Origin of the sequence: Fusibacter paucivorans, assembly GCF_018390735.1 — a bacterium.
Taxonomy (GTDB): Bacteria; Bacillota; Clostridia; order Peptostreptococcales; family Acidaminobacteraceae; genus Fusibacter; species Fusibacter paucivorans.
The window spans coordinates 78,580-91,577 of record NZ_JAHBCL010000004.1; the positions used below are offsets into that span (position 1 = coordinate 78,580).

General features: G+C 43.6%; 10 protein-coding genes. 3 read left to right on the top strand and 7 right to left on the bottom strand.

Going from position 1 to position 12,998, the window contains the following annotated elements:
- Positions 1-10 precede the first annotated feature (10 nt).
- Positions 11-802 carry an ABC transporter ATP-binding protein gene (locus tag KHM83_RS03250; RefSeq protein ID WP_213235474.1) on the bottom strand — a complete coding sequence of 264 codons (792 nt, stop codon included), beginning with the start codon at positions 800-802 and terminating at the stop codon, positions 11-13.
- A gap of 437 nt (positions 803-1,239) precedes the next feature.
- Here KHM83_RS03250 and KHM83_RS03255 point away from each other — a divergent pair, with 437 nt between their 5' ends.
- A complete protein-coding gene (locus tag KHM83_RS03255; protein WP_213235475.1) occupies positions 1,240-2,490 on the top strand; it encodes a DNA polymerase Y family protein in 1,251 nt (416 codons plus the stop codon).
- Between the two features lie 162 nt (positions 2,491-2,652).
- On the opposite strand, the gene KHM83_RS03260 is transcribed toward KHM83_RS03255, so the two are convergent.
- The 4 genes from KHM83_RS03260 to KHM83_RS03275 all read right to left on the bottom strand — a co-directional run bounded on the left by KHM83_RS03260 (position 2,653) and on the right by KHM83_RS03275 (position 7,269).
- Complete coding sequence (locus tag KHM83_RS03260) at positions 2,653-2,916, bottom strand: hypothetical protein (RefSeq protein WP_213235476.1); 264 nt, start codon at positions 2,914-2,916, stop codon at positions 2,653-2,655.
- 98 nt (positions 2,917-3,014) lie between these two features.
- Positions 3,015-3,302, bottom strand: coding sequence for a hypothetical protein (locus KHM83_RS03265; protein ID WP_213235477.1), 288 nt, complete (start codon positions 3,300-3,302; stop codon positions 3,015-3,017).
- A gap of 144 nt (positions 3,303-3,446) precedes the next feature.
- Positions 3,447-6,041, bottom strand: coding sequence for an AAA family ATPase (locus KHM83_RS03270; protein WP_213235478.1), 2,595 nt, complete (start codon positions 6,039-6,041; stop codon positions 3,447-3,449).
- Positions 6,031-7,269, bottom strand: a complete 1,239-nt coding sequence (locus KHM83_RS03275; protein WP_213235479.1) for a metallophosphoesterase family protein — start codon at positions 7,267-7,269, stop codon at positions 6,031-6,033. The genes KHM83_RS03270 and KHM83_RS03275 overlap by 11 nt, the downstream gene beginning before the upstream one ends.
- A 217-nt stretch (positions 7,270-7,486) precedes the next feature.
- On the opposite strand from KHM83_RS03275, the gene KHM83_RS03280 reads away from it, so the two are divergent.
- Both KHM83_RS03280 and KHM83_RS03285 read left to right on the top strand, forming a co-directional pair.
- Positions 7,487-9,190 (top strand): hypothetical protein, encoded by a 1,704-nt coding sequence (locus KHM83_RS03280; protein WP_213235480.1) that lies wholly within the window; start codon positions 7,487-7,489, stop codon positions 9,188-9,190.
- A gap of 244 nt (positions 9,191-9,434) precedes the next feature.
- On the top strand, positions 9,435-10,190 hold the full coding sequence (locus KHM83_RS03285; RefSeq protein ID WP_213235481.1) for a tRNA lysidine(34) synthetase: 756 nt from the start codon (positions 9,435-9,437) through the stop codon (positions 10,188-10,190).
- Positions 10,191-10,679: 489 nt separating this feature from the next.
- On the opposite strand, the gene KHM83_RS03290 is transcribed toward KHM83_RS03285, so the two are convergent.
- Positions 10,680-11,741 (bottom strand): flavodoxin family protein, encoded by a 1,062-nt coding sequence (locus KHM83_RS03290; protein ID WP_213235482.1) that lies wholly within the window; start codon positions 11,739-11,741, stop codon positions 10,680-10,682.
- A complete protein-coding gene (locus tag KHM83_RS03295; RefSeq protein ID WP_213235483.1) occupies positions 11,711-12,994 on the bottom strand; it encodes a lactate/malate family dehydrogenase in 1,284 nt (427 codons plus the stop codon). The genes KHM83_RS03290 and KHM83_RS03295 overlap by 31 nt, the downstream gene beginning before the upstream one ends.
- Between the last annotated feature and the right edge of the window lie 4 nt (positions 12,995-12,998).

Here is a 12,998-nt window from a genome sequence, read left to right on the forward strand (position 1 = left end):
TTTCGTTTTTCTACAGCGCCGCACTGGCGGCTTCAGTAATATCGTCTGCTGTAATAAAGGATTCTTCATAAGGTTTTATAAATTTCTCGTAAACATCATCTTCCGGTCGCTCTTCGACGGATTGAATGTCACCATCCCGTATGTTTACTACTTTATCAGCATAAAGCGCAACTTCCGGGTCATGGGTAACAATGACAATGGTCTGATCTTTTTCACGCGCCATGCGCCACATAATATGCATGACTTCAATAGATGTCTTTGTATCGAGATTGCCCGTCGGCTCATCTGCAAAGACGATCTCAGGCGTTCCCACAAACGCACGCGCAATGCCGACACGCTGCTGCTGTCCGCCGCTCATCTGCGTAGGCTTATGATGATACCGGTCGCCCAGTCCCACCATTTTCAAATATTTCTTAGCGCGTTTCTCACGCAGTGCCTTTGGCATGCCTCTAAAAATCAACGGCATTGCTACATTTTCGATTGCCGTCAATGCCGACAGCAAGTTGTAAGACTGAAAAATAAAGCCAATATTGCGCTGTCTAAACTTTGCCAGCTGCTTTTCACTCATTTTCTCAATGGCTTCACTCTTTATTAAAATCGTGCCCTTAGATGGCTTTTCCAGTCCTGCCATCATATTGAGCAGCGTTGATTTCCCAGAACCTGATGTTCCCAGAATACAGCATATCTCACCTCTGTGTATATCGAGGTCAATCTGTCTGAGTGCAACAACCTTTTCATTGCCAATACGATACACCTTTCTAAGGCCTTTGACACTGATCACAACTTCACTGTGTTTGGTCATAACCTCCTCCTTTCTCAAATCTCAAAAATATGCCCCTTATTATCAATCGTCATGATGGGATCACCATTCTCTCTGTATGGTACTGCTGTGATCACATTCAATCCTTCTCATAAATACCCTTCAATGTTTTCTTTTCAGTGTGTTCATTACTTGCCGCATTGCCCAGTGCTTATGCCGCCTGTTCTCGCTGCATTTCGAGAAATAACAGCTTTCACACCATATGTCGTATTTTGCACAGCTTTTATTTGTCCCAAATACGACATATGATGTGAAACACACTTAGTAAACGCTTTAAGGTCTCTGTCCTAGGTTACCGAATCGTTTTGTCCTTCCTGTGAACTTTCACAGAAATGTTATAAATACTTTATATCGACAACCGAACACATGTTCTGTATAATGAAATTAACCCATCTGAAATAAAGAAAGAGGTACGCAACATGAAAACCATATTCCATATTGATGTCAACTCCGCCTATTTATCCTGGGAAGCCGTTTACAGACTGCAGCACGGCTTTCCTTATGATTTAAGAGATGTTCCCTCCGTTGTAACGGGAAATCCCAAAGCACGCCGCGGCATTATTCTCGCTAAATCTATACCGGCTAAAAGATTTAACATTCAGACAGGCGAGTCGCTTTATGCGGCATTAAAAAAATGTCCAGCGCTCGAACTCGTCGGCCCCTCTTACGGCCTTTATATGAAAGCAAGTCAATCACTTGTCGACTTGCTTAAGACCTACTCACCAGATTTACAACGTTTTTCCATTGATGAATGCTTTCTAGAGATCACCGATGTTGAACATCTGTATTCATCACCAGTTGATTTGGCAAACGCCATCCGAGACCGCATCAAAAGAGAACTTGGCTTTACCGTTAACATCGGCATTTCCAGCAATAAACTCCTCGCTAAAGTCGCTTCAGATTTTAAAAAGCCGGATCGCGTCCACACACTTTATCCTGATGAAGTTCCCACTAAACTCTGGCCGCTTCCCGTAGGGGATCTCTTTATGGTTGGACGCGCCACAACGCCCAAGCTAAATCAAATGGGCATTTATACAGTCGGTGATTTGGCAAAAGCCGATTTAACACTTCTCAGACATCATTTTAAAAGCCATGCAGACGTCATCTGGCAATATGCCAACGGCATCGAAACTTCCGAAATTCGCATTGGTCGTTATCCAGCTATTAAGGGCATCGGCAATTCTACCACAATCCCTTTTGACGTTACTGACCGCCGCACAGCGCATATGTATCTTTTATCGCTGACGGAGATGGTTGGCGCCCGACTTCGAGCCGAGAACTTTCTCTGTGGTCTTATTGCTGTCAGTATTAAGTCAGATCACTTTAAGTACATTTCACACCAGAAAAAACTGCATTATTTTACAGATGTCACCTCTGAAATTTTTCACGAAGTCTGCCAGCTCTTTGACGTTCTCTGGGACGGCACCCCAATACGTCACCTCGGTGTCCGCGTCTCAATGTTTATCCCCATCGACATGCGCCAGATTTCCATCTGGGAATCACCTAATCATGAATCCTTGAGGACATTGGACCGTACAATTGATCATTTGCGAACACGTTACGGTCCCTCCATTATCAGCCGCGGCACTTTTGCCAATACCGCCATCAAAGGTATTGCCGGCGGCGTTCCCGATCACGACGACTACCCAATGATGGCCAGCATGCTGTAAATGTTTTATTGGATGAGATCAAAAGACTGCCGCTATGATTAGACGATTCCACCATTGAAAAAGTTCCGCATCTTTTCAAGATTTTCCGCATAAAAGGAGAGCTCCCTTGTCATGAGCTCTCTTTTGCCGTTTTTAGTGCCTTTCTGCGCCACAGTGGTCATTTCAAATTTTAAAGAGAATCCAACGGCAGGTATCAACCTCATATTTGAGTTCAAACCGCTTCATCTCACCTTCTATTTCACTTTGACACTGAAAAAGATACATGACATTGCCGGCAAATTTTTCTTTTTCAACAGCAATAATCTGATCGACTTTAACGACAGTCACCTCCGATTGTGCATCAGTCATTCTAAATTTTATCGGTCGGATATCGCCGTTTTCTTTAAACCATGCAATGACTTCAATGACTTTGGCGACAATTTTCATAACAACCTCCACCCAGCATTCAATTTGCGCTATAAGAACATTATAATCGAACATACGTTCTGTGTAAAGGTTGTTTTCTTTTCAGTGTCCGAAAAGTATTAGCGAAACCATTGAAGGATCGCAGGCAAATGAAACCAAATCGTTAAAAAAAGTGAAATAAAACCACAAATAGCACCTGCAATGCAAAAACGATCTTTAAGACGGTCTTTTCGATAACGCTCCAACTCATATTCCCATGCATACTTTTGATCGGCTTCAAGCATTTTCTGCGGCCGATCTGCATCTTGCCGTTCAGATCGCATGGTTTCCTGTTTTTCTTTTGCCGCTTTAATGAGGTCACGTTTGCTGCGTTCAAGTTCAAGTTGTTCTAAAATAGATTTATTCATATCCTCACCTTATCGTTGTTAATTGATCGTCATCATCGTATGATCGTCATAAAATCATTTTTACGGTTTTGGCATCACTTCCATACCTTGCTGCATTTAAATCCATCACACCGTCGCCTATTTTCAACCGCTTGTGGACACGATCTAGTGCACTGCCTCAGCAGATTGAGTCTCCGGCAGCTGTACAAGATGGTAAGTCCGTTTCGGTTCATGGCATGTCATAATCAATATCTGATGCCGTTTCGCAAAATCCTCCAGAACCTTGTAAGTTGCAGTCAGACGTTGATCATCCCAATTGACAAAAGCTTCATCTAAGACAATCGGAAGCGGTGGTTTATCCCGATTAATCATTTCGATAACGGCCAGCCGAAATGCTAGAAACAGTTGGTTAAGCGTTCCCTTGCTAAATGCCTTAGAAATCGGCAGCACTTCATCCCCTACGAGAAACTGCAGTTCAAACGATTCGCTAATGAGCACTTTCTGATATTTGCCAAGTGTCATTTCGGCCATTAGCTCACTGACGCGATTGAGGATGTCAGGCTGATTTTCACGTCTGAATTTATCGTCGGCATATTGCAGCACTTCCATCATTACCATGAGCTGATCACGCCGAGCTACCAACGCCTCTCGCTCCGCCATCAGCATTTGATATTCACTGTCGAGTTCATCAAGTCGTACCGCCGCTTTAATGGATTCAATTTCCGCTTCGCAGGATGACTTTTCAGAAACAGCCTTCTGCCGTGTCTCTTCCAACTCTTCTCGAAGCTCTTCAAGCTCTTCAATATAGCGCTCGTTGATTAATTCCGGATTTTCATAATGTTTAAGGGCGTCGTAGAGCGCAATGTCCGAGAGCAGCTCTTCTTCAAAGATGCTGATACGCTTCCCAATTCCTTGATCGCGCTCGAAGATTGCAATACCCTCGTCCAAATTTCCCATACCCAAATTCAAGAATTTCAATTCAATTTCAGATAAATTTTCATTTAGTGCCGCCATCTTGATATCAAATTCATTGCAACGCGCTTTAAGCGTCATAATCTTGTCCTGCAACCGCTCATTCTCAATTTGAACTCTTGAAAGCGCTTTCAACTTTTGAAGGGTCAGCTGAAGGGTCAGCAAAACGGGTGTATCACTTGCATTTATATCAGCCAGTGCATGTCTCATGACCGCTTCAAGTGCTTCACATTTTTCTTTTTCTGCTTCGATTCGCGCTGAAAGTTTATCCGCTTCAAAAATCAGCCCCGCAGTCTGTTCAATGCGACCGGCAAAAATAAGCGAGGTATCCGTCCACAGATAAGCAGGTAGATTCAAAGGTGTAAACATTGCCTCAATATTGGCCGCCACCGTTTCCAAATCGTCATCTTTAGCTTCGCTTTTGATTTGCCGCTGTAACAGGCCGCCAAGTGCAATGCCGAACAATGCCACGCTGAGCCATGCCAGCGGCCTGAAATCAGGCAAGAGCCACCCCGAGGCAATCCCCATGAGACTCGCCGCCATCAATATGCCATAGCGACGTTTTTTGCCAAGTGCCAAAGACCATGCTTCCACACGTGCCTTTTCACCTTTCTGTTTCAAGTCGAAATATCGGTACAGCGCTGTTTTTAGGGCAACGGGATTAATTGACTTCACCGCATCATATGCTGCCTGATAAGGTGCTTCAAATAAATGATTCAATTCTCGCTCAAGCTGTTCTGTTTTCATTGAAAGCGCAGCAGACAGTTCGTGCAGCTGCTGGTCAGCGAGTTCGTAATGCCGCAATGCTTCAGATGCCTTTTCAAGTTCGGCGGCATTTGTCAAAATCAACTTTTCTTCCGCATTGAAAACTTTCTTTTCCCTTTCAAGCGTTTCATATTCCCCACGAAGTGCTTCACGTTCAGCAGTCATCTCCTGCATTCTTTCTATTAGTTGATGGTATTTTACTAAAGAATCTTCTGGGATTTTCTCATAGAGTGCCAAATGCTGCTGTTCGCGTTTAAGCATCTCGATTTTTTCATGTTTCTGCTTGACCGGGAGCAGTTTGTTTAATTCCTGTGCCGTTGCAATACACCATTTTCGCTGTTGATCAATGCGTTGGATTTGATGCATCAACGCTTCGGCATTTTCAATGAGCCCTTTAAGATTGTCATATTGCTGTTCACCTTCTATCCGGGATCGCGTCAGCTCACGCAGTCTCCGTTCAATTTGAGCCAGCCTTGGCGTTCCGCGCCTATCCGGACGCCATATGCCGTTAAGGTCCTGCACCATTGCTTGTATAACGTCAGATGATTTATTTAAATAATCCATGCCGTAATTAAAAATGAGCCGCTCCTGAATGCGTTCCCATGAACTCGCCTCTAGGTCAATCAGCATTTCTGCCGTCAGATGATAGATGGATTCATACAGCGAATCTGTAATATCGGAAACCCACGGCAAGGCATCATTGCGCTTGCTTTCCGTCGTCCCGTTCACTTCATCCAAGATCATAAGTTTCGGCGAAGACTTTAACTGGCGTATCACGCGAATCGGCATCCCGTCAACCGTTAGTCTGCCTTCAAAATCAATTTCTCCACGCGTCCAGTTTACATAGGGGTGCCGCTCTCGGCTCGCGGGTGAAAAGCCATACAGCAAACTTCGAATACTGTTAAAAATAGTAGATTTTCCCGATTCGTTGCCACCGTAAATCGTATTAATACCTTCATCCAGCGTAAGCGTATAGTCATTTAATTTTCCATAAGTTCGATAGTGTATGGCATTAATCTTCATTTGGCACCTTCAACATTCTGTCAACGAGTTCATCGCGAACAGAATCCATGTATTCCCGCAGCAAAGTCTCACGAGACTGAACGGTTGTCGTGGTCTTAAACATTGGGAGTCGATACAGCCGCGTCAAGAGTTCAGGATGCCGCTCAGGCGCATCCATTATTTCAAGTGCCATTGCTAAAACCGTCTGTTCTCTGGCAAGCGCTTTTAAGTCATAATCATTTGCCAGTCCAATGTCCTTAAGATCGACATTTAAAAGTTTGAGCCTCTGACTGATTGCCGTTTCGAGATCAGCAAGCGCCTCTGCATCGCGAAGCGAATGGTAGCACTTGCTCCTGCCATAAAGGTGTACGCGCACAATCAAGCGTTCCGGCGGATAACCCAAATCTGAAATATGCTCTGCAATCGTATCCGTCAGCGCCGTCTCCAGTTCATAAAGGGTACCGACCTCTTCCGTCACCTCAAAGTCGATGGCTTCCCATTGAATCTCGTTAAAGTCAACCGACTCAACAGAAGTACCTCTTTCTGAGAGCGTAACCAGCAGCCCGCCCTTTCCGCCAATTTCCTTGTAGTTGAGTCCCTGTAAATTCCCAGCGTATGCGACGCGTTCCGAAAGCTGCTGGCGAATGTGAATATGGCCAAGGGCAAAATAGTCGTAGCCCAGCGATTCGATCTGCGGCAGGGTCGTTCCCATATAAGCAGTTTTTTCACCTGTTGACTGTGCATTCACAACACTGGCATGTGCCATCCCCACCCAATAACAGGCATTTGATTTCACTGGGTAATGCTTTACCAAATCACGCTGTTCTCCTCTATAAGCATGGCCACTCGCAATGAATTCGCCTGTCTCGCCGCTTTCAAACGTCACGGTTTGCCTTTTGAAGGTGTCGCTGTCGAACGCATGAAAATAGCGATGATCTGCAAATGCGTTTAAAAGGGTCATTGCATCAGCCGGATCGTGGTTGCCGTTGACGTAAAAAATATGAATGTCATGATCTAGCAGTTTCGTCAATTGCTGCTTAACAAATCGCTCAAGTGCATAATCCACTTGCGGACGGTCAAAAAAATCGCCAACAATCATCACGCCGTCAATTTTATGCGTGACAGCATAAGTAACGGCGCACTCAAAACTCTTGTTCAGATAGAGTTTTAACTGTTCTCTAATATAGGCGCTCTTATTTGCAAATCCAGCATTTATATGTAAATCAGATAAGTGAAGCAATCGAATCATGCAGCAAAACTCCATTCGTTATTTGACATTCCATTACAATTATAGTGGATTATATACCAAATCGCCATAGGCATTCCGTACTAACACGGCATTTTTACAAAAAAATACTATATCTTGTTGTTTTTTTTCTATTTTCACTACTTAAATCCCCATATCTATTATATAATGAAAAGTAGTTAAGTTTTGATTAAAACCTATTCAAAACAGGGGGAATTTTATGATACTCAATGATCTCATCGTCAACAGAGTAATGATGGACGATGCTTTCCAGTGCATCTCAGAGGGGACCATCAAGGCAACTGATGAAGAAATCATTCTCATAACGGTCAGAAGACCTGAAAAAATCAGCAGTGCCACTAAACATGTACTGCGAAATCGTCTTCATAATCTCAAAGATATATTCGAATTCAACCAGCAGCTTTTCGTCGTTCTTAACAATCTACAAGGCTATGAACTTGATCAATATCTCGATAATCAACAGCTTTCCTATGATCGCCGAATCTATTTGTGTTATGAAATGCTGAAAGTCATTTACAGATACGATGCTTTTTCTGATAATATCAAGTATCAGCTCATCGCCCTGCCGCAATGGCGCGTCGCTGACGACGTTCTAATGCTTCGGGAAATTATCCATTTGGGTGAAGAGGGGAACTATACGCCTAGACATTTCTACGCTCAAATTGGGCTGTTGATGGAAAAAATATTAGCCTCCAAGAATGAGCATCACCGTCAGTTCATGGATAATCTCATATTGGGAAATGTTTCATATCCATCTCTCGACGTGCTCATCCGGCATTTCAAGGATATTTTTATCTATGAGAAACCTGAGGCAATAGAGTCCATTCCATTTGAATATCATCTCACCTTTTCCGTCTCCAACGACAGTGTCATCGCTGAAAGCGCTTCGCTAAATGACAGGTCAGACACTATCAATACAGCAATCACGGGGATAGATGAATCCAGCGATAATACCGTGATGCAAGATGGCTCGGAGGCAGAGGCAGTTAACGATGACAGCGTGGAGCAAGATGTTTTGGAGGCAGAGGCAGCTGACGATGACAGCGTGGAGCAAGATGTTTTGGAGGCAGAGGCAGCTGACGATGACAGCGTGATGCAAGACGTTTTGGAGACAGAGGCAGCTGACGATGATACCATGTTGCAAGATGTTTTGGAGGCAGAGGCTGCTGACGATGATACCATGCTGCAAGATGTTTTGGAGGCAGAGGCTGCTGACGATGATACCGTGAGGCAAGATATTTCGGAGACAGATAAAAACGATGAAGGTGCCGCAGTTTCTGACACGGATGAGATCACCACCAACACCGTCTTCTCAACGGGCAGTACAATGGCTAAAGCTGAAACAGCGACGGCATCGCTTTCATGTGATAGCATAGAAGAATCTGAACCTGTTCTAGACTTCCTAAGTACCGAACTTCCCGATTTCTGCGAGCTCTCACCTGCCGAAGATCCTTTTGAAGCATCTGCTAAACCATCCTATGATGCGCCACTCAAGCAGAAAAACAGGCCGGAGGAAATGCAAACATCTGAACCCGAAATGTCAAAATCTTGGCAAGCCTTTATTTTTCCAGTTGCAATGACGCTGATTTTTATCGCAGTAATCGGTTTTGGCATTAAAAGTTTCTTTTTTAAGCCTGAAATTTTTGAAGCCTCTTATCGTATCGAAACACTTTCTGATGATCGTGTCGCCTTTATTAATACCAGTGCGTGCAGCAAGCCAATCGAATCGTGTGAATGGTCTGTCTATTACAACGATCAGCTTATTCAAAGCTTTATCACTGATAATCTTTATCCAATATTTGATACTGTCGGTGAATATACGATTTCACTTCGCATCATGGATTCCGATGGCAACTGGAGTGACACCTACACCGAAGTTTATCCATATGACCGCTCGCAGTAAACAAAGCGATGCCATCTCCTGACCTCAAAAGTGAGACTTGATTTTTGCATGGAAATGCGTTTTAATAGAAGTCAACTGGCATTCACCACTTTGTCCGTGCACTGTTTCATATAATGTTTATACAATGAAGGACCTATGCGTTTACATAGGTCCTATTTTATGATGTCCCTATAGAAAATAAAGCAATTGACAGATGACATGCCGTTTTAATGTTGTACAATTTAAATAATATGAGAGGTATTTTATGACTAGCCTTTTAGGCATTATGCGAAAAACAATTCAAGACTATGCGCTTATTCAGGAAGGAGACCGCGTCGCCGTCGGCCTTTCAGGCGGCAAAGACAGTATGGCGCTGCTTTATTTACTGGCGCGCTTCCAGACCTTTAGCCCCTTTAAATTTCATCTTGAAGCGATTACAGTAGACATGGGTTTCAACAACTTTGACCTGTCAGGCGCTAAATCATTCTGCGAGAAGCTCGGCATACCCTATACGGTTGTCGAGACAGAGATTGCCAAGGTCGTCTTCGAGATTCGCGATGAAAAAAATCCCTGTGCACTTTGTGCCAATATGCGCCGAGGTGTACTCGCCGACACGATGAACCAACGTGGACTCAATATTTTGGCGTTAGGACATCATGCCGATGATGCACTGACCACACTTTTTCTAAATATGCTCTATGCGGGAAAACTCAATACGCTGGAATACAAATCATATCTCTCACGTACAGATGTTCACGTCATTAGACCCTTCTTAGATGCTTCTGAAGCCCAAGTCATTAGTACGGTCCAGAAAGAGCATATTCCCGTTTTTAAAAGTCCCTGTCCAGTGGACAAACATACAAAGCGTGAAGAAATCGGTGATTTTCTTAAAACAATTTACAAGGATCTCCCGCACAGCCGAAAAAATATTTTAACAGCAATGCGCAATGAAAACCAATGCAACCTTTTTAAAAACAAAAAAATACCTTCACCTAAAAAGACATCAAAACCAACAGCATAACTTAACTGAAAGAGCCTCCCTAGTAATATCCTGACTAGAGAGGCTCTTTACGCCGTTGATTCAATTTGCATTTCTGGTGGAATCACCCTTTCTGTTTAATCATTTGTAAAAGTTCCGAAAACAATGTTCCCAACATAATCTATATCAATAGATCATCTAAGTGCTAAATCTAAACTTTAGCAATAAGTCTTAAGCGATTTCACCTACCTTCCCTCCTGCCCGCAAGATTTCAGTATTTTATTCGGTCCTTGTGACCGTATACATCAGGCATTGATAAGGGTTAACATAACTCACGAAACCCTCAAAACTCTTTTTTCCATTTCAATGTTAAAAAAATCATTTTCCTCGATAACACTTAATTTCTTGGTGGACTCACCCTTTCCTTGAAAATCAATACGTTTCTCAGTTTCTCTTCATTTTTCAACCTGTTGTAGAACTTGTTTTCTTACTCTTATTATACCACAGAATCTATTTTTTAAAAGTTGTTTTTTACGTTTTAGTCATATTTTTGTACATATTTCCATGCATTATGTCGACATAACTTTCTATACGCTGTGACAAATCATCGTATTTTGCCAAGTCATTCGGGTGATTGGCCAACAGTGTAAATGCAAACTGCGGCCAAAGCCTAAATCCCTTATTAACGTTGAGCGCACCGATTAATTGTCCCGCAACAGCATCATTGCCGGAATTGGCAGAGACAATCACGGCTGCAAGATATTTATCATAAAACGACATGTTACGGTATAGCGCCGTCATTCGATTAATAACCGCCATCAGCTTTGCAGAGATCGAATCATTGTAATTTGGGCATACCCAAAGGACAACATCAGCTGCTTCAAGCGCCGGAAATAGGTCTTCTACAACAATTCCGCCATAAAAACATCGTTTCTCTTTCGCAAAATACAGACAGGTTTCATAGGGACAGCCATAACAGTCATAGATTTTGCCCTCATCTACATGAAGCTCATCAATGATGAGTCGATCGCCCATTTGTGCTGTTAACTGCTGTCGAATCGCATGCCAAAGCCTCAGTGTCGTAGACATATCAACCTGTCCGGCGTGAAGCGCCAACAATTTAAGCGTTTTCTTCTGAAGCATCTGATAATCACCCAGTCTCTGTGTTAAACGCCTCAACTGTCCTTCACAAGCCGCCTCAAGTGTACAATTTTCCGCTGTGCTTCGCGTTTTAAAGTTTACTAGACCAGGCAGAATCTCCACTGCAGGATGGCCAATAAAACTGCCCCCCATGCGGTTAACCGTATAAATAAACTTTTTAATAAAAGTTTTCGTATAGTCAATGCTTTGAGCATAAACAACCAAAGCACAGACACTGCTTTCAAAGGCCCGTTCACCATTGCGCTGAAATGCCTCGCATAAGCGTTCATGAACCGCTGTATTCTCACCAAGCGCATCCAGTTCAACAAAAAACAGTCGTTTAACCATGCCGCTGTCGTCAACAGTGTTAGCCATTGCTGCATAATTTGCCAGCAATTCATGATACGGTATTGTTTGATCGTTTATAAATCGCTCATACTGTATTGTTCCCATAAATGTCCCAGCCTTTCATAAGCCGTTTCCAAACGCGTCATCAAAGCTGCGGGTACTTTTTGCATTTCAATTTCCGTCCCCGCTGCCGTCAGTCTATTGCGACAACCCCAGTATTGACCGCCTAAAAAGACCGCACTCTCATGCCATTCTCCCGCCAGTGTTTTGACAATACTGTAAGCTCCTGAAGAAATAGCTGGTGCCATAAACGGCTTATAACCTAATTCTCGAACAGCGAGATTGGCCTCGACAACTTCACGTGTCAGCGTTCGCGAATAAGTATCATTATAAGCATTAATGTTATCTGCTATAACCAAATCCTGTCCATGCGGGCCAAAAGCTCTGCCCTCTTCAAACGCTGCACCGCCATAATGACGAGCACGCGCATACATGACGCCCAATCCATAACCACGAATCTGCTCCGGCAATAAACGAAAGCCGTATTGATCGTTCATATTGGCTTCAAAGGCAGCTTTGCATAGCAAATCAACGGGATCAGAAACAATACAGAAAAGGCCTTGATAGGCTTTCTCGCGCGCCTTATTCAGGTACATTTGAACCAGCGGTGCATTCTGCGAAAGCTGTATCATACGCACGTCCTGAACCTTCTCGCCTACTGGCGGCACATACTTCGATGCACAAAAGACAAAGACATCACTGTCAAAGAGTGCGTCAGCTTCAATGGCATTGACTTTGATCGACGGATTTGGCAGCATTTGATTCAGCTCTGTTTCATAACGTTTTGCCTGTTTGGGATTTAAATCCCATATATTAAGGGTATGGATAACATCGCCGCCAAGCAATTTGAGGCCGATTGCCAATGTCCCCCCGACATCTCCAAGTCCGAGCAGTGCGACGCTATATTTTTTTTTCGGAGAAAAAACGGCACGTTCTAATGCCGCATGCGATAAAACAGCATCAGTCCCCATTGCCGTCAACCAGTTCAAGTTGACCGCACTCTGCCACTTTAGACACTTTAATGCAAGCCAATCGGATTCATTGACGTCGGGGAAGTAAGCGCTATCGATTATAAAGTCATCCACCGCTCCCACATGATAGCGCGCAATGCGCTCGTGGTTGAGTGCATTGGCAAAAACGGCATCAACTGCCACTTGACATTTGCTGCGGCAAATGTCGTCACGATAGAGCAAAATACTTGGCTTTTCTAAATCAACCGTTTGGGCACGCCTATCTGCCAGTCCGGCAATTGCCTCACTCGAAACCCACTGCAAGTCCATTAATTCATAAACGAACATAGCG

What these genes read in the sequence shown, in the direction of transcription:
- KHM83_RS03250 (WP_213235474.1), bottom strand. Translation starts at nt 802, where the DNA reads ATGACCAAACACAGTGAAGTTGTGATCAGTGTCAAAGGCCTTAGAAAG.
- KHM83_RS03255 (WP_213235475.1), top strand. Translation starts at nt 1,240, where the DNA reads ATGAAAACCATATTCCATATTGATGTCAACTCCGCCTATTTATCCTGG.
- KHM83_RS03260 (WP_213235476.1), bottom strand. Translation starts at nt 2,916, where the DNA reads ATGAAAATTGTCGCCAAAGTCATTGAAGTCATTGCATGGTTTAAAGAA.
- KHM83_RS03265 (WP_213235477.1), bottom strand. Translation starts at nt 3,302, where the DNA reads ATGAATAAATCTATTTTAGAACAACTTGAACTTGAACGCAGCAAACGT.
- KHM83_RS03270 (WP_213235478.1), bottom strand. Translation starts at nt 6,041, where the DNA reads ATGAAGATTAATGCCATACACTATCGAACTTATGGAAAATTAAATGAC.
- KHM83_RS03275 (WP_213235479.1), bottom strand. Translation starts at nt 7,269, where the DNA reads ATGATTCGATTGCTTCACTTATCTGATTTACATATAAATGCTGGATTT.
- KHM83_RS03280 (WP_213235480.1), top strand. Translation starts at nt 7,487, where the DNA reads ATGATACTCAATGATCTCATCGTCAACAGAGTAATGATGGACGATGCT.
- KHM83_RS03285 (WP_213235481.1), top strand. Translation starts at nt 9,435, where the DNA reads ATGACTAGCCTTTTAGGCATTATGCGAAAAACAATTCAAGACTATGCG.
- KHM83_RS03290 (WP_213235482.1), bottom strand. Translation starts at nt 11,741, where the DNA reads ATGGGAACAATACAGTATGAGCGATTTATAAACGATCAAACAATACCG.
- KHM83_RS03295 (WP_213235483.1), bottom strand. Translation starts at nt 12,994, where the DNA reads ATGTTCGTTTATGAATTAATGGACTTGCAGTGGGTTTCGAGTGAGGCA.